Below are 20,759 nucleotides of genomic sequence, written 5' to 3' on the forward strand. Positions count from 1 at the left end.
CCTTCCCTGAATAAGGTCGCGTCTATATGTCCTCTAAGTTTTTTACTAATCGTAACGGCAATAGTTTACTCACGAAGTTTGAAGGCGTCTTTACCAATCTAGTCAATCTTTACGCTTTCCACGCCGTGGTTGGGTATTTTCGGGCGTCGGGCTATTTTGCCATACGAGAATACCTGCTCAAGATACCTGAGGTTAAAATCCTGGTGGGTATAAACGTTGATAAACTATCCGCTGACGCGCAACGCCGGGGACTGCTATTCGATGGCAATGACGAGAAAACACGTGACGAGTTTGTCAAATGGATGCAGCAGGATATTAAAGAAGCCCGTTACGCTAAAGAAGTGGAGCAAGGTGTCCTGACGTTTATGCAAGACGTGATGGACAAAAAAATCGAACTTCGGGCGCACAAATCTCAGAAGCTACATTCTAAAATTTATGTGTTTTTACCACAGGGCTTTAATGAGCACACCGACGGTCGTGTGATCACTGGCTCGTCAAATTTGACGGATGCCGGTTTAGGTAGCGGTAAATACTATCATAATTACGAATTCAACGTAGAACTTCGGGAATTTACCGATGTCAGTTTTGCTGAAAACGAGTTTCAAGAACTCTGGAAAGAGTCTACCCCTATCCTACCTGCTGACTTAACTCAAATCAAGGATAAAAGTCACCTTGATAAGGAGTTCAAGCCGTTTGAACTGTACATCAAATTTCTAATAGAATACTTCGGACGGAATATCGAGTATGATCCCGAAACGGTGGGCGATGTGCCCAGCTCATTTAAAAAGCTGTCTTATCAGGTAGATGCCGTTAACGAAGGATACCAGATGCTAATGGACCATAATGGATTCATTCTGGCAGATGTTGTTGGAACAGGAAAAACGGTTATGGCGACTATGTTGGCAAAGCGTTTTATTATCGCCAATGGTACCGCTCATACGAAGATTCTAGTGATTTACCCGCCTGCGCTTGAAAAAAGCTGGAAACGTACCTTCAAACAGTTTGGTATCGACCGTTATGCCAAGTTTGTTAGCAATGGTAGCTTAGACAAAATAATTAAAGAAGATATTAATTATTGGACGAAAGAGGAGTATGATTTAGTGCTTGTCGATGAAGCCCACCGCTTTCGAAATCACCAGTCCCAGGCGTTCCAAAATCTACAAATCATCTGCAAGGCCGGACGATTAACGAATGGCATAATTGAGGGGAACCAGAAAAAGGTCGTGCTTATTTCGGCAACGCCCCTCAATAACCATCCTCGTGACCTGTACTACTTGTTGTCATTATTCCAGAACATCCGCCGTTCCACGTTACCCGAGACAAACCTGCAACGCTATTTCGGTCGCGCATTTGATGAATACCGACATATTCAGCGTACTGACCCGCCCGACATGGATCGACTGCGTACGTTATATACTGACATACGCGAACGGATTGTGAAGCCGATCACGATTCGTCGAACGCGTGCTGATCTGACGGGTACAGAGCGGTATCGACAGGATTTGGACGATCAGGGTATCCGATTTCCTGACATGGCCGACCCAGTCGCGATTCAATACCAGATGAGTCCAGCGCTGGAGCAGTTATTTTACACGACTATCTTATGCTTGACTGACGCCGATCAGATTCAATACATGCGTTACCAAGCCATTACCCAGCTTGAGGATAGAGTCCGCGAAGAATACTATCCGCTGTACCGTGAACAGTCCGCGTTTGGATTAGCGGGTATCATGCGAACGCGCTTTGTAAAACGTTTAGAAAGTAGCTTTTATGCTTTCAAACAGTCTTTAGGGACGTTCCATTCGGCAACAAAGTTTATGCTTCAAGCCTACCAAAATGGTAAGGTATTCATTTCACCCGACCTAGACATTAATTACTTACTAGAAAAAGGGTTAGATGAGGAAGAGATCGAAGAAGCTGTACTGGAGCTGTCAGACACCAAACCCGGAAACCGTGTTTTCAACAGTTCCGATTTTAAACCCACATTTGCTGAAGGCTTACAACAGGATTTAACAATTCTAACCCACCTCTGTGAGGCTTGGGAGCAAGTTGAAGAAGATCCTAAATGGGATAAATTTCGATATTTACTAGAAAACGAATTGTTTGCTCAGCCACGAAACCGGGAGAAGAAATTAGTCGTCTTTTCTGAGTCTAAGGATACATCAGACTATCTAGTACGACGGATGCGGGAGGCAGGTTTTACGGATATGCTAGCCGTTTCGGCCGAAAATCGCAAAGCGCTTTTTGAATGCATCTTGGAAAATTTTGACGCTAATTACGACCGGTCATTCAAGAACGATTACAATATAATTGTCACGACAGAAGTGTTGGCCGAAGGCGTCAACCTACACCGCTCTAACGTGATTGTTAATTATGATACGCCTTGGAATGCAACCCGGTTAATGCAACGTATCGGCCGGGTGAATCGAATTGGTTCGAAAGCCCCGACGATCTATAACTACAATTTCTACCCATCAGCGCAGGGTGATGGTATGATTGAACTGTATAAAAAGTCGTACCTGAAATTACAGGGGTTCCATACTGTCTTCGGCGAAGATGCTCGTGTATATACATTAGAGGAGATCATTGAGCAATTCCGGTTATTTAATCAGGTTGGTGAGCAGCGGGATATTCGCTTAGAATACTTAGAGTTTATTCGCAAATTTAGAGCTGACCAACCGGATGAGTTTCGGCGCATTAAAAAGCTTCCACGCAAAGCTCGTACAGGTAGGCGTCCCAAAACCAATGACGAGTCATACGCTGGTTCATCAATCTGCTTTGTACAAAATGACTTTAAAAAAGAACTGTACTTAACAGATAACAACCATATCCGTGAGTTAACGTTCGAGGAAGCGGTTCGGGTATTTGAAGCACAAGCGAATGAAGAATCAGTGACACTACCTGAATTTCACTTTGAGCATATCAGCCGAACAGTTCGCAAGTTCGATGCCGACATGCAGGCGCAGCAACAACCGACGCCTGTTAGCGAGCAGGCAGACGCACGAACGAATTATGCTAAGGCGTTTTTACGCCAATTACATCCACACGCTCTGACAGACCAGTTTGAAGTAGCTTACCGAAAACTGATTCCACTATTGGACGAAGGAACGTATATTAACTTAACCATTGATCTTGACCGGTTACGCCGGGAAAGTCAGAAACGAGGTAAACTAGCCGGCATTGAACAGGCAGTCATCAAAATTGCCGAAAAGTACACTAGTAAACTCAACTTAGCAGATGAGCAGCCGGAGGGTGACGAGAAACCCCAGAAGCTGCTTTCTGCTGAACCCGAAATCATCATCTCCGAAACCTTTACTAAGTAACTTAAGCCTAAATCGATAATCTGACAATTCTTATTATCACACCACGATGACAAAAGACGCTATCCTAAACCTGCTGCAAAAGGCTTATGACCGTACTACCTGGCAACCTTTTATCCGTGAACTTTTTGGTAGTGGTACATACTACACAAATCCTGAACCGGTTTTTTTACCTGCAAATGAACTTGCCGATAAAGCTGTTGAACTAGGTTCCTTTATGACTACCGACAACCGGCAGATTGGCTTGTTTGAAGTTCAGCTAAAAGTCGGTGTTCGCATTGAAGGTAGGCGGGTTGGCCTACGGCAGTTACTCAAATCAATGTATAAGCTGGTAGATGGGGCGCTGGTCGTCTTTATATGTGATGACGGTACATGGCGGTTTTCCTATGTCTCCGAAATATTTACTTACGACGCCAGCGGTAATCAGCAAGAGCTTAAAACGGAACCTAAACGATTTACGTATGCACTAGGTCGTGGTAAAAATACGCGTACTGCCGCCGACCGATTTTACGAATTAGCCCAACGGCGGGCTACAGGTGTTCTGCTTGATGACTTGCGCCGAGCTTTTTCAGTCGAGACGCTGACAAAAGAGTTTTACCGAGAATTGTCAGACTGGTACTTTTGGGCTCTGCAACACGTACGTTTTCCTGAAGACGCAGAAACGAATACTGATATACGTAATGCAACTAATACCATCCGGCTAATTACTCGGTTAATATTTGTTTGGTTTCTCAAGCAAAAAAAGCAAAATGGGGGCTTAATCCCAGATGACTTGTTTGACCGTGATGTCATTGCCAAACTGATTAAAGGGTTTCGGCCTGATAAGGATACACTATTTACGTCTACAGGTGAAGGGGATAAAACGGGCAGTACCTATTATAAAGCCATTCTACAAAATCTATTCTTTGCTACCTTAAACACAGAGATGACGGGCGACAACCGCAAGTTCATCAGCCGTCAATATGGTGTACAGGAGTTTTACCGCTATGAGCGTTACTTTCAGGATGTAGAACGTTTTTTGGAGTTGACCCAACCCGTACCATTTTTGAACGGTGGCTTGTTCGAGAATCTTGACCGGAACGTGGGTGAGCCAAATGAGATACGTATCGACTGCTTCTCTAACAAACGCGACAATGAAGAGCGATTGGCCGTACCGGATTTTCTCTTTTTCGGCGAAGATGTCGTTGACTTAAGTAGTATCTACGATGATAAAAAGCGCAAAGCCGTGCGTGTCCGGGGTTTAATTCGCATCCTGAATAGTTACAATTTTACCATTGAGGAAAATACACCAACTGAAATTGAAGTAGCACTTGATCCTGAACTGCTAGGTAAAGTATTCGAAAACCTGTTGGCCAGTTACAACCCTGAAACTCGGACTACCGCCCGCAAACAGACCGGCTCATTCTATACGCCACGCGAAGTAGTTGAGTACATGGTTGACGAGGGGCTAAAAGTTCAATTGGCTCGCAAGTTGACACAGGCAGGGCCGTTGGCATACGCTGAACCAGGTAGCAAGCAAACCCAATTATTTGGTAATGAAGTCAAACGTGGTCAGCTTTCCATGGTGGCAGAGGTGGCTACAGCTGTGGTTATGGATGAAACTGAAGCCATTGAACAGTTAACGGAATTATTCCGGTACGACTCAGAGGCCAATCCATTTGATTCCGAAACATCACGTGTACTGACCGAGACACTGTGCGCCTGCCGAATTTTCGATCTAGCATGTGGCTCTGGAGCGTTTCCGATGGGAGTTTTGCAACGTATGGTGCATCTACTCAGAAAGCTAGATCCGCAAAACGATTATCTAAGGGAGCTGCAACTTCGTCCAGTTATGAAGGAGATCGAGCAGGCTATACGTAAAGGGGGAGGGGGGCCAGTTGCAGACTTACAAAGCCAAGTTCAGGATATCATTCGTACGTTTAATGAAAATACAGATGATTATGGCCGTAAGCTATTCTTAATTGAAAACTGCTTGTACGGAGCGGATATTCAGCCCATCGCCGTACAAATCTGTAAGCTAAGGTTTTTCATATCATTAGTAGTTGAGCAACAACCTGATGCAGCTAAACCTAATTTAGGTATTCGGCCATTACCTAATCTGGAAACAAAATTTGTGGCGGCTAATACACTAATTGGTCTGGAGAGACAGGGGGGATTGATTCGTGATCTGCGAGTGGAAGCACTCGAAAAAGATTTAGAAGATGTGCGCCATAAGCACTTTCGTGCTCGATCGGCTGTGACCAAGAAGAAGTATCGTGACCAGGATAACGAGCTTCGTAATCAGATCGCTGATTTACTAAAAGCGAGCGGTTGGAAAACGGCCACTGCGGATCAAATTGCCGCTTGGAACCCCTATGATCAAAATACTCATGCCAGTTTCTTCGACGCTGAATGGATGTTTGGTATTACAGATGGATTTGATCTGGTGATAGGAAACCCACCTTACGTGCAGTTACAGAAGTTAGGTAAGGTGACTGATCAACTTCAGAAACAAGGCTACCAAACGTTTGTGCGTACTGGTGATTTATACTGCCTATTTTATGAAGCAGGCATGAATGCGCTCCGAAAAAATGGCGTATTATCATTCATTACATCGAACAAGTGGATGAAAGCAGGCTATGGCCAGGCGTTACGCAAATTCCTTACCGATAAGTGCAACCCTCTCAAGTTAATCGACTTTGGCGGCTACCAGGTGTTTGATGCAACGGTTGATACAAATATTTTAATTATTGAAAAAGCTCCATATCAAAAGCAAACGTATGGAACAGTCATTACACGGGACTTTGAGAAACTAGCCAATATCAGCGTTTTCTTTCAGCTTAATTCACAATTGATCCCCCTTGGCTCGCCTGAGGTTGGCTGGGTTATTCTATCACCTGCTGAAACGCGCATCAAACGCAAGATTGAAGAAGTCGGTAAGCCGCTAAAAGAATGGGATGTTAACATCTACCGTGGTATACTCACCGGATACAATGATGCTTTTATCATTAACGGGAATATCAAAGACCAGCTATTACAAAAATGTCCAGAAGCTGCTGAAATAATACGTCCGGTTCTGCGAGGCCGGGATATTAAAAGATATAAAGCCAATTTTGAGGATTTATGGCTTCTTTATATACCTTGGCATTTTCCAATACAAAATGATGAGTCAATCAATGGTAATTCGTTAGTTGCAGAGCAGCAATTCAAGCTTCACTATCCAGCGGTTTATGAACATTTATCGAGATACAAAAAGCAATTACTAGAGAGAAATCCTGCCGAAACATGTATACGTTATGAGTGGTATGCAATGCAACGGTTTGGTGCAAATTATGTTGAAGATTTTTCCAAACGGAAGATAATATGGGGTAATCTGAACGTTGAAGCCACCTTCAGTTTAGACGAACTAGGAAGTTATATACTAGCCCCTTGTAATTTGTTGACATCTAAGAACCAAGATATTGAATATCTGCTCATTTTGTTAAACTCACCAGTCACGACTTATTTCATGAAAAATCAAGGATATAGCCGTGAGGGAGGATACGTCGAGTACAAACGGATTTTTCTTGAGCAACTACCTATTCCAGTTGCAGATTTACAAACGCTAAAACTGTGTAGAGATCTAGCGTCAAGTTTAAGTATGGTAACATTGAGTAAAAGTCTGACTGATGAAATTGAGCAAGAAGCTGCTGAGATCGCCATTAAAAAATATGGACTTACACTAGATGAAAAGAGCTATTTATTCAAAGTGGCCAAGAAGATTTAACTACAGTAACTTCTTCTTTAGAAAGATCATACATATCGTAAAAAATCAGGTCCAATTCGTTTTCTAGCTCTGCTGTGTTCAAATTCTCCTCTTTACGAGCAAGAATCTGATCAACATAAGCACAGAATTCTTTTTCAAGTGTTTCGGACGGCTTTATTACTTTAATCTGCTCAAAAAAGACTTTTCGTAGCTCACGTCTGTCTTCCCCAAGATCTGGAAAGCTTGTTTTGTAAACAGATTTAAAAAGTGTCGAATTAAAGAAGGCAACAAGATATTTTAAATGTGTACCAACCATGAAAAACGTTTTATTATTCAGATAGTAGCCGCTATCGTCATAGACAAAAGGGAGAAACTTTGTAATTTCTGGATATATAATCTTAGGCTTCTCTAAATCTAGTAGATAGGCGCAATTACGTAAATTAGTCCAATGACTACCCTGATCTTCACGTGTCTCAATCAATGGTTTAAATTTTTGCTGATTCAAGTACTCGAAAATAGCTGGGTAATCTCTTTCAACATTAATCCTATCAAGCTTTAAACTACGCTGGCCATTGTGAGTATTTATAAGCCATAAATCCTCAAAATTGGCTTTATATCTTTTAATATCCCGGCCTCGCAGAACCGGACGTATTAACTCAGCAGAATTTGCATCTCTTCTTATCAACTCGTCCTTAGTTTGGCCACTAATGATGAAAGCATCATTAAACCCCGTTTTGATGCCATAGTTAATTTGTATATCCCATTCTTTCAGAGGTCTCCCTGATTCTTCTATCTTCCACTTAATCCGTGTCTCAGCCGGAGACAAAATTACCCAACCGGTTTCTGAATTTGTAAACGCAGTTGGTTGCCCATTAAGCTGAAAGAAAACGCTAACCCGACAAACGGCTCAAGAATTGCATACATAAACTATGACACACTATAAATTCAACAATTTATGCATAACTAAAGGGAATCTACAGATTGAACACTGTTTATATTGGAAAGAATCTATATTCAGTTTTTCTTAACATTCCCTACGATGCTATTTGCCTATATCCGCGTTAGTACAGACCGCCAAAACACCGAAAACCAACGCTTTGAGTTGGAACGTTTCTCTAAAGAACGAAACTGGATCGTTGACACCTGGACCGAAGAAACGGTAAGCTCAACCGAGAAACTAGAGAGTCGAAAGCTGTTCGGCCTATTGAACTACCTGCGCAGAGGAGATATCCTAATCGTCACCGAGTTGTCCCGCCTTGGTCGTAACCTCATGCAGATCATGAACATCCTGCATCATTGCATGGAGAAAGAAATCCTGATCTATACTGCCAAGGAACGCTACGAATTAGGTAATAACATCAACTCAAAAGTCCTCGCCTTCGCTTTTGGTCTTTCAGCCGAGATTGAGCGCAATCTAATCTCCCAGCGTACCAAAGAAGCCCTTGCTCGTCGAAAGGCGGAAGGGAAGATATTGGGCCGTCCTAAAGGTAAAAAGTCAAAAACGCAGAAATTGACGGGCAAGGAAGAGGAAATAAAAAAACTGCTAGAAAAGCGAATATCCGTATGCGGTATTAGTCGAATTTTAGGTGTACATCGTATGACGTTGAGTGCTTATATTAAAACGCATAAGATAAAAGCAGCATAATTGTAGAAATGCAATCAAGCTTCAAAAGCCACTAAAGATTTAAACTCTTAAATCATTGACCTCTCCTTTTATCAGCACATTGACGCAACCTGGTTTGCTAAATGTTCTCAATACTGCCCGGCAACAACTTATATATGCTGCACCCGGTATTTCAACCGATATTGCAAAGGTGTTGGTTACCTTAAGAAACCAAGGTATTAAAGTGAAAGTCATTATTGATCCTGCTGAGGAATCGTTCCGAAACAGCTATGGAGAATTAAAGGCGATACAAATAATCCAGCAGGGGAACTGTGAAGTTTTGGAAGTTCCTGGAAACAGAGTCTCTTTTGTCCTCGTCGACAATGCCGGCTACTTACTGTTTAACCAGAGCTTAGCACTCGAAGAGCAGGGACCAGGCACGAATGCTGTTCAACTGAATTCAGTCCAGCAACAACAACTCTTGCTGCATTTCTTCCCACCTCGCAACGTGTTCGAGGCTACCCAGCGCATTCGGGACCTACAGCAGGCCGTCCAGAATGCGCCGATTGACATCAATCAGCTTACGACGGAAGTGGACACTCGTATTGGGGAATCGGTGGCCTGTCCACTTAACTCAGTAATTTTTAAAGAGGTGGAGAAGAACTTGACAGATAACCCACCCGTACACCCCGACCGTCGACGGCAGATTATGATCTATACGTCAAAATTTCAGTTTGTTGAGCTGGAGTTCAAAGGCGCTAATCTCACTTATAAGCGTGTGGATATACCCAAAGACGTGCTGCCGGTCCGGGATAAGCGGCTGAAAGATGCGTTGGAAACAAAGTTGAAGATTTTGGAAACGCAAGATAATCTGCCCAAATCATGGCTAACGCTTAAGGACAACGTAGAGAAGACCCGTGAAGAATTTTTAGTCAAGATTATTACGGCTAACAAGAATGTATTAAATCTTAGCCGAAAGAAAGCGTTTACTGAAGCGATTGTTGCACTAGAACAAACCGTTGCTAGTGCTAAGCAGGAGTTAGCCAGCTTTCTTATGGCCGAAATTAAACAGACCAAAAATCGCTTTGTACAAACACTCCTGAACTTTTTTACTGATAATCCGCCCGATGAATTGCGTTTGTTTGTCGATGATGTAAACTACCTGACGTATTTAAAAGATTACGCTGAAGACATCATCCGAAAGATTAACTTTCCCAAGCCAGCTGCGGAAATGGAAAAAATTACCTTCTCCGTGCGCTATTACGATGTGACCTGGGAGGATTTGAACAGTGAACAGTTTTTGAAGGAACTAAATACTAAAGGACTTATCACAGATCAAGACTTTACACAGCTACGCGAAACAGAGCAAGTCTTTAAGAGCAGAAAATGATTAGATTCCCATGATAAATTAGCATCTATGTTTGGAACCAAACCTATTAAAAATAAAATATTTAGCCTCAACGACATCTTCATTTAAATGGCCACGCTTGACAACCTTTCTAAAAACTATTCAACACTGATTCAGGAAATAGAGTCAGGACAAATTAAGATTCCACAGTTTCAACGAAACTTCGTCTGGGAAAAAAGACAATCAGCGCAATTGTTAGATAGTATGTTGAAAGGTTACCCAATAGGAACATTTATTTTCTGGCGTACTGATGAAGAATTACGAGCAGTTCGTAACGTTGGTAACATCCCCCTACCAATGCAAGGGAAAAACGAGTATGTTAATTATGTGCTTGATGGTCAACAGCGTATTACGTCTTTCTTCGCTGCTATTAAGGGAACACAAATTGTACGGGATGAAAAACGGCTGGACGACTTTTCCAGTATTTATGTTGATCTGACGGCAGAAGCAGATAAAGAGATTGTCACCATTGATTTAACGGATCGTAACCCATCTTTCTGTATAAAGGTTAACGAATTGATGACTGGCGATTTCACATTGCTGTTACAAAGGATGACACAAATGTCACCTGAATTGCACCCAAAAGTAAATGAGTACCGGAATCTCCTAACTGGCTACCAATTTAATATTATTCTGCTTAAGAACGCGTCAATCTCGGTAGCAACAGAGGTTTTTACCCGCTTGAATGTAGGGGGTAAAGCGTTGTCATTATTCGAAATTATGGTGGCTAAGACATATTTGGCACCTGATTTGGCCTATCCGAGCACGGTTGGCTTCGATCTGGCAGTTCAATACGAACAATTACTCGCCGAACTTCGCCCAGCTCAGTATGACACATTGGCTCCTGCGACTGTATTGCAGGCTGTTTCCATGTTGGCTGTTAAAGGATGTACCAGAAAACAGATTTTGGAAATTGACAAGCATAAGTTTATTGAAACATGGCCACGAATGGTAAGAAGTCTTAAACTATCAGTGGACTTTTTGCGTGATTACGGTGTAACCGTATCTGAATTACTGCCTTATAATGCTTTATTGGTGCCGCTTTGTTACTTTTTTGATCGTCATCCAATGCGTCCAGATGGTGAAATGCTCAGGCGTATCGAAGACTATTTCTGGCGTTGCTCCTTAGGTACGCGCTACTCATCAGCGGTCGAAAACAAACTCCTCAGCGACGTAGAAAAGATCGATAAAATTCTAGTTAATGAGCAGCCACGTTATGAATGGTCGGTTGATATTTCTCCCGATGCGATCACTCGGGATGGTTGGTTTAGTGCAAGCCGCAGTTATATAAAAGCTATTTTGTGCCTATTGGCAAAACAACATCCACGTTCGTTTAAGACAAATTTGGAGGTTCGGATTGATAATGCCTGGCTTAGTAAATCGACTTCCAAAAACTATCACCATTTTTTCCCAAAAGCTTTTCTACATAAAAACACCCCAGAGTTTGATGCATGGCGGGCTAACCATATAGCAAACATTACCATTGTAGATGATTATTTAAATAAGAATGATATACGCACGAAAGCACCTGCAGGGTACATAGCTGATTTCAGTACTGCCAACGCGTATATGAACCAGACATTAGAAACCCATCTAATTGGTAATCAAGAAGAATTTGGAATAACTGATAATGATTATGAACGATTTTTTGCCGCTCGCGTCCAGAGGATATCCAACTGTCTAAATGCGCTGCTTATTCAACAAACAACAGACAATCAAATTCAGGTTGAAGCATTAGAGGAAGATGAGGAAATTGAAACGTTGGAAGATTAGGTATTATAACTCAGCTTTCATTATACAAAATAGCTTATTCTAAGAACTATAACCTCAGGCCTTCTGGCAAAAAGCATCTAGCTGTATGTCAAATTGTTTAGGTTGGCATGAATTGAATATAACTTATTAGTTACATTGAAATGCTAAAAAAAACGTTCAAAAAAGTCTTCAATTAAGTAAAAATCATGAACTACATAAATGAACGGTTTTTCTGGACGCAAAAAGGGCCGTTTCAAGCCACTTCCCTCCTCCCCGACCACCGTTCAGAAAAACGTCCGTGACTGTTGCACAATGCTAATAGCCTAGTATTGAGATAGATGCCTATCTTGGCGTATGGTAGGCAAAAAACAAACCGCTCCCCAACAAGTTCATAGTCTGCTTCTTGACCAATGTGTTCCCCAGCAGAATCTATATCGGCGGCTCAAACAGGCTATTGATCTGACATTTTTGTACGAAACGGTCAAACCGTATTATGGTAAATGCGGCCAAAAGTCGATTGATCCCATTTCATTCGTTAAACTAATGCTGGTGGGGCATTTGGAAAACCTCACTTCGGATCGAGCGATCATTCGCTGTTGCCAACTCCGATTGGACATCCTGTATTTCTTAGACTACGAGTTGGGTGAGGCCTTACCCTGGCATAGTACCCTATCGCGCACTCGGCAGCGACTGCCCGAAAAAGTGTTCGAACGGTGTTTTGAGTATGTGTTGACACAGTGTATTGAACTTGGGCTGGTTGATGGGCATACTCAGGCCATTGATGCTGCTTTCGTGGAAGCCAATGCTTCCTTAGATAAGTTAGAAGCCAAACCCTTAGCTAAGTGGACACTGGAGAAAAATGAGCAGCCCCTGGTTGATGCTTCGGACCGGCTATCTTTTGATAAGACTAACCAGTACGTTAACCCTAAGAAAGTGACTCGCAATAATCGAGTCTATTACAGCCCAAACGATCCGCAGGCCTGCTTGGCCACTAAGCCCAACAAGGCCTTCCGGCTCTATTACCTGGCCAGTATGGCTGTTGATTGTTCTCATCATGTGATCACTCACATTCAAGCCGACTTCGCGGATGAGAAAGATTCACGCCATCTAATGACCATCGTTGATCGAACCAGCAGGCGGTTATCAAGTCTGGACTTATCATTACGCTGTGTACTGGCGGATGCCGGTTTCAGCTCAGGGGAAAATTATGCCGCTTTAGAGAAACGACATATTGAGGCTTATATCCCTTTGTTTGGTCGCTACAATCGGGTTCGTGATCCGTTCACCTATGAGCCCTGGCAAGATCAATATCGCTGTAGTTATGGGGCTGTTTTACGCAATCACGGGATTGAGATGGCAGGTGGGTATGGCAATTATCAGTATATAGCCAGTTTTAGTGCGTGTCAAAACTGTCCCATTAAAGAAAGTTGTTGCGGCAAACGGGATCGTAAATCCTTGAGTGTGACGATGTATTACCGGGAATATGAGCGAATGGTGGCTCGCCTGGCGAGTGCGAAGGGAAAGCAGTTGAAAAGGCGACGTAGTGCGGTGGTTGAGCCCGTTTTCGGGAGCTTGCTAAACTACTTTGGGATGCATCGGACTTCAAGCAAAGGCAAAACGGGTGCTCACAAGCGGATGGTAATGGCGGCAACGGCCTACAATCTCAAGAAGTGGCTGTTGGCCAAGCGTGGGCCTAAGGTAGTTACTCAGGTGTTGGCTTTGCACCCAGAGGACTCTTTTTTGACTTTATGGGACGAGTTACTTCAGCAGCCTATTTATTCCTAAAAGGGTTGTGCAACAGTCACGTCCATTATTTTTAGAACATGACCGTCGTGTATCGTCCTGAAAAATGTTGACCGTTGTCCGATCCTGAAAATAAGTTGTCAGTTTTTGGGTCAAAAATTATTCGTCAATCTTAATCCTGATATAGCATTGTCAAAGTAGATAAAAGCCATGGAATTAACCAAATTGGCCTTGGTCCCGGACAACCTTGGACCGTTTATAGACCTTCGGCTTCCAGTGCTTTTTCAGCGGGTGCTCGCTCTGATGAGCCATCACTGGAGTCAGGTATCCACAGCTCATGTGGGGACGCAGATGGTTGTAATTATAAATACTTTTATGAACCGCCTTCTCAGCCTCCTCAAAAGTAACAAACACTCGGTTCAGCCGGAAATCCGTCTTTAGAATTCCATTTACCCGTTCCGCGATGGCGTTTTCATAAGGGTCGCCTTGCTGCGTCATACTAATCAAAATATTCGCCCCTTTCAACTTGCGAACATAGTCAAAACTACAGTATTGGCTGCCTCGATCAGAATGATGGATCAGTTCTCCTTCCCTTTCCAAATGAGTTAATAAGGCCATATCCAAGGCCTTTAGACTTCCTTCCGCCGTTAAGAAAGGATGCAAGCAGTACCCCACAATCAGCTTTGAATAAGCATCGGTTATCAGCGATAAATAGCCGAATCCTAAGCCAATATATAGGTAGGTAATATCACTCACCCAGACCTGCCGGGGAGCTGTTATCACCCTATCAATAAGCAAGTTAGGGTATTTTTGTAAGCGATGATTGGAATCGGTGGTCTGGGGCGTCTGCCGACCTTGCCGGATAACCATAGCATGATTGTATAAGATTTTATGCAACTTATCACGGCCTAATTTGATGCCACTTTTAGCCAACGGTTCGGCCAGCAGAAGATGTAATTTTCGGGTTCCCAAACCAGGCACATCTCGCCTAAGCGCCGTCACTAGGTCCAATATTAACATCGATTGGCTCACCGATCGCTGGGCGCGTTGTTTTCGAGCGTGAAATGCTTGTCGGCTCACACCAAACAGTCGGCAAAGGCTTCCGACACTCACCTTTGCTATCTCGTTTTCACGAAGGTTTAGGACCGTTTGGTGCCAGACTTTTTTCTGATCGGTACGTTTAATTCTTTTTCAGCGGTCTCAATCATCGTGTTGAGCGCCAGGATCAACAGATTGGCTTGCTGTAGAGTCTGTTCCAACTCCTCATTTCGCTGTTTTAAAGCGGCCATGTCGCGTTTTTGTGCTTGCTTCATAGCAGGTAAAGTTAGTAGACCCGTCTTCATCTTCTGGCGATAGAGTTGGACCCAGCTGCGTATGCTATGGCCACTGTGAATCCCTAAATCAGCCATTACTTGGCTTACTTCTTCTCCACCAAAGAGGATACGAAATACGGCAGTCTCTCGGAGCTGCTCGCTGTATTGAAAGCGACTTAACAGGTCGCGAATGTGGTCTTCCATAGTTGTCGATTTTGGGTGAAAATCTGACAACCTATATCAGGATAAGACACCTCCTGTTTATTTTGAACGGTTGTCCTTTTCGTCCCTCGTTATCATCGGTTCGTCCTCAGCATAATGGTCGGCTGTTTTTCCAGGTTTCCTTTGTCGTATTTTAGCCTGGCCACGTAGGCTTTATGCTAATTCATTTGGTAATGGAAACGGATTATTTCTCTCTCCGCTTAACAACCCTAACGGCTGATTTAAGCCTGACTGCTGAGCAACTGGAGTCATCGCTTACCGCTGCACGAAAGTCCTTTGAAGATCAGCGCCGACAAGGAGCGGATGTACATCAAGCGCTGGAAATCGCGGAGGCTACCCTACAGGAAACGATTCAGCCCACCGTTCAGGCAGCCAGTCGCTTAAAAGATATATTAGCCAATGATTTTATCCAGGTACCAGCACTGGCCTATCCACCCCATTTCGGTCAGCTACTCCAGCAGTTGATGCCAGCGCTAGCCGGATCTCAAACCCGCCTAACGGATGCCTATCTGGTTGGTTTAGTACTGGATTATCAAACCAAGCACCTCCCCGACAATGGCATTTAACCACCGCGCGCACTTAACTGCCAATCTGGAAGCGCTACGCTTGGCGTTTCTCGTAGATCAGCAACGAAAAGCCGGTAAACAAGCCGAACTGACTCCCCAGCAACGGAACACCTTGACGGCATACAGTGGTTTTGGTGCCCTGAAAGCCGTCCTTCAATCCGTCGACGACGACAGGCTGTGGACCAGTTCGCTGGATATGCAACTTCGACCGGGGGTGCAGCAGCTCCATGAGTTAATCAAGGAGCAGGCAGGAAACCGGGCGGACGAATTTCTATCGGGCATCCGTAACAACGTTCTATCCGGCTTTTATACTCCTCCCCAATTGGTGGAATCTCTCGGCCGCGAACTGGCCCTCAGATTGGGCGATGAACCCATTCAATATCTGGACCCATCGGCCGGTACGGGTATTTTCCCGCAAGGGCTCGCTACAACTGGGCTATCCATTGGCTCAGCACAGCTTATTGAAAAAGACCCGGCAACGGCGTTGATTTTGCAAGCACTTTATCCGCAACATACAGTTGAAAATAAAGGATTTGAGGAAAGTGGCCGACGGCTTAATGACCGCTTCGATTTGGTGGCCAGTAACATCCCTTTCGGCAATGTGGCCATCTGGGATGAGGCACTGGCTAACAGCAAAGACAAACAGCGCCGTTCGGCCTGCGCCCGACTGCATACCTACTTCAGCGTAAAAAGCGTCGATTGTCTACGGGAAGGGGGCGTGGCCGCTCTGCTAACGACGGATGCCCTTCTAAATTCACCGGCAAATGAGCCGATTCGTCAGTACCTGATGACCACTTGTGACCTGGTATCGGCGGTACGTTTACCGCACAACCTGTTCACCGATTACGCCGGCACCAGCGTCGGTAGCGACTTAATCCTGCTTCAGAAACGAAACGGTAAAACGACGCTTACCGCTCAGGAAAAGCGATTTGTCAGATCTGTAACCGGGCCGGCTAGTATCATCACAAATGAGTTGTTTCTGAATGGAAATAACATTGTGAGCACCAGCCAAAAGTACGGAACGGATCAATATGGTAAAGCCGCCCTTCTATATACCCATGACGGCGGTATGGACGAAATCGCTTGGCAGGTTGGTCGGCTCGTTGGTCATGATATGACTCAACATTTCCGTCAGAAGCGTTTCGAACAGATGCGGAACGCGACGGACTTGGTGCAAACCATCCCTCAACGTACATCGCCTAATCGGGCAAAGGACCGTACCCCGATACAGGAAAAAACTGGCCCCTCCCCTGCTCCTTTATTCGTACAAGGGGAATTATTTGCGCAATCCGGTCCACAGGTGTTCACTCCGCCAGCTCCTCGCCCGCTAACGGTGGAACTGGAAGCCTTTCATCAAGCAGGGAGTCTAATCGACCAACAAGGAGAAGTAGGCCGACTATCCCCTGATGAGAAAATACTTCTGCCACTTCCAGGCCAGGTCGACCATCCGCGCTTGAGTGCAATGCTCCAAGTTAGGGATGCTTACGAACGACTTTATCGCCAGGAAACCCAAACTCAGCAGCCTCAGGCTGAATTGCGACTCGCTCTTAATACAGCTTATGGCTTGTTTATTACTCGCTACGGGCCAATCAACACAAGCGCTAATGCGGGTCTGGCTCTGCTTGACCCGGATGGGCGTAGTCTGTTAGCTCTCGAAAAGGCAAACGGGCAGGGGGAGTTTGTACGGGCTGACATCTTCAACGAACCTGTCAGTATTCAACGGGCCAAGGTCGAACAATTTACCGCCCAGGAAGCCTTAACTGCCTGTCTCAGCAAATTGGGACGGGTGGACATGAATTATCTACAGGATTTGACCAAGCAGACCGGGCCGCAACTTATACAGGAACTGGCAGATCAAATCCTTTGGAACCCGCTGGAACGGGAATTCCAGACTCCCACCCGATTGGTATCCGGCAATGTAGTGGAGAAGCTGGAATCAATGGAAGCGTTTGCGGAAGATCCACTGGCCGGGCCTGCACTTCAAGCCTTACGCGATGGTCAACCGACCCCCATTAGCTTCGATGAACTGGATTTTAATTTAGGGGAACGCTGGATACCCACCGAGGTTTACCAGCAATTCGCCCAAGACTTATTTGGGCAACGTGTTTCGGTGACCTACGCTTCGTCCACGGACGAATTCAGTGTCGATACGCCCTCTTGGATGTTCAAAAACGCGGCCATTTTGCAACAGTACGCCGTGCAAGGGCACTTCAGGATGTATGACGGGTTGACGTTATTTCAGTATGGCCTTTATAATACGACGCCAACGATCAATAAACCGGGACCGGACGATACCAAAGTGCTCGATAGCGAAGCTACCCAATTGGCGGCTACCAAAATCGAGCAAATCCGAACGGCTTTTGTCGAATGGTTGCCTACGCAAAGCCAAACGTTAAAACAGGAATTGACGGATCGCTATAACCGGTTGTATAACTGTTTTGTCAAACCCGCTTACAACGGTGCTCATCAACAATTCCCCGATCTGAACCTAAAGGGTTTAGGTATAAATGGCCTGTACGGATCGCAGAAAGATGCCATCTGGATGGTGCTGCAAAACAGGGGGGGCATAGCCGATCATGAAGTCGGTACGGGCAAATCGCTCATCATGACCGTCGCTTCTTACGAAATGAAGCGGTTGGGCTTGGCCAACAAAATCATGCTTCTCGCCATGAAGGCCAACGTGGCCCAGATTGCCCAGACTTACCGAACGGCCTACCCTAACGCCCGGCTGCTTTATCCCGGTCAGGATGATTTCACGCCCGCCAACCGGGAGCGATTTTTAAATTCGATTAAGAACGGCAATTGGGATTGTATTATCCTAACCCATGACCAGTTTGCCCGTATTCCGCAATCTCCAGAAGTACAGCAAAAGGTGATGCGCGAAGAGTTACGAAACCTGGAGAAAGACCTGCAAACGCTGCAACGGAGTGGCGTGGACATGTCTAAGTCCTTACTAAAAGGGTTAGAAACGCGCAAGGCTAACTTAGCCACTAAGCTACTTAAATTGCAAAGCGAGTTGAACCAGAAGCGGGATAATGTACCGCATTTTGGGGAAATGGGTATCGACCACATATTTGTCGACGAGTCGCACCAGTTTAAGAATCTGCAGTTTACAACCCGTCACAACCGAGTTGCCGGGCTGGGTAATCCCGAAGGCAGCCAGCGGGCGACGAACCTGCTCTACGCAGTGCGCAGCATTCAGGAGCGCACCGGAAATGACGTAGGGGCTACATTCCTTTCCGGAACGACAATCACCAACTCGCTAACGGAAATGTACTTGCTTTTCAAGTACTTGCGTCCGCAGGAGATGAAACGCCAACATATCGAAAACTTCGATGCCTGGGCTGCCGTCTACGCCAAAAAGACCGCTGATTATGAGTATAGCGTCACCAATCAACTGATTATTAAAGAACGGTTTCGGCATTTCATCAAGGTACCCGAATTAGCCCAGTTTTACAGCCAGATAACCGATTTCAGAACGGCCTCAATGGTGGGGCTGGATCGGCCAAAAGCGGTCGACGTGCTGATCAGTATGCCGCAGACGCCCGATCAGGCAACCTTTACCCAGAAACTGATCCACTTCGCCAAAACAGGCGATGCCACGATTCTGGATCGTAAGCCCTTGTCGGAAAGCGAGCAAACCGCCAAAATGCTTATTGCTACTAATTACGCCAAAAAAGCGGCCTTAGATATGCGGCTGATTGACCCTGGTCTGGAAGATCATCCCAATAGTAAACTATCCCGTTGCGCAGCTCTGATTGCCAGCCATTATCAGGAAAGCGCCATGCATAGAGGAACCCAGATGGTGTTCTGCGATACGAATACGTTTAAGTCAGGTGAATGGAATGTGTATTCTGCCTTACGGGATAAGCTGGTGCAGGAGTACGGCATTCCGGCCCATGAAATTCGCTTCGCTCAGGAGTGTAAAAACGACAAGGAACGTCAAAAACTATGGGATCGGGCAAATGACGGAGATGTTCGGGTATTAATGGGCTCGACGGGGACGATGGGAACGGGTGTGAATGCCCAGAAGCGAGTCGTAGCTATGTATCATTTAGATATACCCTGGAAACCGTCGGAACTGGAACAACGGGTGGGCCGGGGTTCACGAACCGGAAACGTCATTGCCCGTGATTACTACAATAATGAAGTAAAAAACTACGTCTTCGCTACGGAAAATACGTTGGATAACTACAAATTCAATCTGTTGCACAATAAAGCGGTATTCATCAGCCAGATTAAAAATGGCTCGGCCAGCGGCCGTCGGCTGGATGAAGGGGCTTTCGATGAAGCTACAGGCATGAATTTCTCGGAATATGTGGCCATCCTGTCGGGTAACCAGGATTTACTGCAAAAAGCCAAGCTGGATAAGCAAATAACCATGCTGGAATCCGAGTTAAAGCTGTTCCAGAAAGAAGCGTACAAAGCCACCTCGATTCTAAGCGACGTTACAAAATCATTGGATAAAGCCGAAAAAACGTTTGCCCAGCTTCAGGCAGATTTCACTAAACTGACAGCGGTCACTCACTTTAATCCGGAAGGGGGTTTACCCAACGCAGTAAAAATTACGTTAACCAGCACCCCCATCACCACTGTAAAAGCCTTGGGCGAATACATCAACCAGGTAGATCAGCAAATAGACACAAGGGGGGGACTGAAACAGTTAGGTACGCTACACGGATTCGGCCTTTACGTGCGAACCGATGCCGGCTATAGCATTGATGGTAAAGCTGAAAAAGCCAATGCGTTTGTGGTCAAGGGCGAGCAGTTGACTTACTCCTATAACAATGGGTATTTGGCTGGTCGGTCGCCCGAAATAGCAGCCCGGCAGTTTGTCCGGGCGTTGGAAAAGTTACCAGGGTTGCTGGACAGTCAGCAGAAAAAAATTGAAAACCTCACTCAGCAAAAGGAGCTGCTCACCGATATAGTGAACAAGCCCTGGGGTAAAGGTGATAAGTTACAGGGGTTGAAAACGGAATTGCGTCAAGTTGAAGCCCGGTTAATCGCCAGTGGTCAGGACAAAGTAAATGAGCCGGAAATGTCCAAACAGGCCGAAAAAAATGCTACCAAGCGTCATGATCAATCGTTTAGTGTGGCTTAGAAAACGA

General features: G+C 45.0%; 11 protein-coding genes. 8 read left to right on the forward strand and 3 right to left on the reverse strand.

Going from position 1 to position 20,759, the window contains the following annotated elements; all coding sequences use genetic code 11:
- Positions 1–26 precede the first annotated feature (26 nt).
- Positions 27–3,323, forward strand: a complete 3,297-nt coding sequence (locus WBJ53_RS32870; RefSeq protein WP_338877280.1) for a helicase-related protein — start codon at positions 27–29, stop codon at positions 3,321–3,323.
- Positions 3,324–3,369: 46 nt separating this feature from the next.
- Positions 3,370–7,065, forward strand: a complete 3,696-nt coding sequence (locus tag WBJ53_RS32875) for a TaqI-like C-terminal specificity domain-containing protein (protein WP_338877281.1) — start codon at positions 3,370–3,372, stop codon at positions 7,063–7,065.
- On the opposite strand, the gene WBJ53_RS32880 is transcribed toward WBJ53_RS32875, so the two are convergent.
- The gene (locus WBJ53_RS32880) at positions 7,043–7,870 is read right to left on the reverse strand and encodes a TaqI-like C-terminal specificity domain-containing protein (protein WP_338877282.1); all 828 of its coding nucleotides are present in this window, start codon (positions 7,868–7,870) and stop codon (positions 7,043–7,045) included. The genes WBJ53_RS32875 and WBJ53_RS32880 overlap by 23 nt on opposite strands.
- A 213-nt stretch (positions 7,871–8,083) precedes the next feature.
- Here WBJ53_RS32880 and WBJ53_RS32885 point away from each other — a divergent pair, with 213 nt between their 5' ends.
- The 4 genes from WBJ53_RS32885 (at position 8,084) to WBJ53_RS32900 (ending at position 13,592) form a co-directional block, all read left to right on the forward strand.
- Positions 8,084–8,689 (forward strand): master DNA invertase Mpi family serine-type recombinase, encoded by a 606-nt coding sequence (locus WBJ53_RS32885; RefSeq protein ID WP_338877283.1) that lies wholly within the window; start codon positions 8,084–8,086, stop codon positions 8,687–8,689.
- Between the two features lie 55 nt (positions 8,690–8,744).
- Entirely contained in the window at positions 8,745–10,037 is a 1,293-nt protein-coding gene (locus tag WBJ53_RS32890; RefSeq protein WP_338877284.1) for a hypothetical protein, read from the forward strand.
- 87 nt (positions 10,038–10,124) lie between these two features.
- Positions 10,125–11,828, forward strand: coding sequence for a DUF262 domain-containing protein (locus tag WBJ53_RS32895; protein ID WP_338877285.1), 1,704 nt, complete (start codon positions 10,125–10,127; stop codon positions 11,826–11,828).
- 333 nt (positions 11,829–12,161) lie between these two features.
- Positions 12,162–13,592 carry an IS1182 family transposase gene (locus WBJ53_RS32900; RefSeq protein WP_338877286.1) on the forward strand — a complete coding sequence of 477 codons (1,431 nt, stop codon included), beginning with the start codon at positions 12,162–12,164 and terminating at the stop codon, positions 13,590–13,592.
- Positions 13,593–13,766: 174 nt separating this feature from the next.
- Here the strand turns inward: WBJ53_RS32900 and WBJ53_RS32905 are convergent, their stop codons facing one another.
- Positions 13,767–14,735, reverse strand: a complete 969-nt coding sequence (locus WBJ53_RS32905) for an IS3 family transposase (RefSeq protein WP_338877529.1) — start codon at positions 14,733–14,735, stop codon at positions 13,767–13,769.
- On the reverse strand, positions 14,690–15,067 hold the full coding sequence (locus WBJ53_RS32910; protein ID WP_338877287.1) for a transposase: 378 nt from the start codon (positions 15,065–15,067) through the stop codon (positions 14,690–14,692). The genes WBJ53_RS32905 and WBJ53_RS32910 overlap by 46 nt, the downstream gene beginning before the upstream one ends.
- Positions 15,068–15,240: 173 nt before the next feature.
- Here WBJ53_RS32910 and WBJ53_RS32915 point away from each other — a divergent pair, with 173 nt between their 5' ends.
- Together WBJ53_RS32915 and WBJ53_RS32920 are read left to right on the forward strand one after the other, a co-directional pair.
- Positions 15,241–15,651 carry a hypothetical protein gene (locus tag WBJ53_RS32915; protein WP_338877288.1) on the forward strand — a complete coding sequence of 137 codons (411 nt, stop codon included), beginning with the start codon at positions 15,241–15,243 and terminating at the stop codon, positions 15,649–15,651.
- On the forward strand, positions 15,641–20,752 hold the full coding sequence (locus WBJ53_RS32920) for an N-6 DNA methylase (RefSeq protein ID WP_338877289.1): 5,112 nt from the start codon (positions 15,641–15,643) through the stop codon (positions 20,750–20,752). Before WBJ53_RS32915 ends, WBJ53_RS32920 begins: the two co-directional genes overlap by 11 nt.
- The last annotated feature ends 7 nt before the right edge of the window (positions 20,753–20,759 follow it).

The organism is Spirosoma sp. SC4-14, from assembly GCF_037201965.1.
GTDB lineage: Bacteria > Bacteroidota > Bacteroidia > Cytophagales > Spirosomataceae > Spirosoma.

Excerpts from the sequence above, each read along its gene's own strand:
- WBJ53_RS32895 (WP_338877285.1), top strand. The coding sequence starts at position 10,125 with ATGGCCACGCTTGACAACCTTTCTAAAAACTATTCAACACTGATTCAG.
- WBJ53_RS32870 (WP_338877280.1), top strand. The coding sequence starts at position 27 with ATGTCCTCTAAGTTTTTTACTAATCGTAACGGCAATAGTTTACTCACG.
- WBJ53_RS32920 (WP_338877289.1), top strand. The coding sequence starts at position 15,641 with ATGGCATTTAACCACCGCGCGCACTTAACTGCCAATCTGGAAGCGCTA.
- WBJ53_RS32910 (WP_338877287.1), bottom strand. The coding sequence starts at position 15,067 with ATGGAAGACCACATTCGCGACCTGTTAAGTCGCTTTCAATACAGCGAG.
- WBJ53_RS32875 (WP_338877281.1), top strand. The coding sequence starts at position 3,370 with ATGACAAAAGACGCTATCCTAAACCTGCTGCAAAAGGCTTATGACCGT.
- WBJ53_RS32900 (WP_338877286.1), top strand. The coding sequence starts at position 12,162 with ATGGTAGGCAAAAAACAAACCGCTCCCCAACAAGTTCATAGTCTGCTT.
- WBJ53_RS32885 (WP_338877283.1), top strand. The coding sequence starts at position 8,084 with ATGCTATTTGCCTATATCCGCGTTAGTACAGACCGCCAAAACACCGAA.
- WBJ53_RS32915 (WP_338877288.1), top strand. The coding sequence starts at position 15,241 with ATGCTAATTCATTTGGTAATGGAAACGGATTATTTCTCTCTCCGCTTA.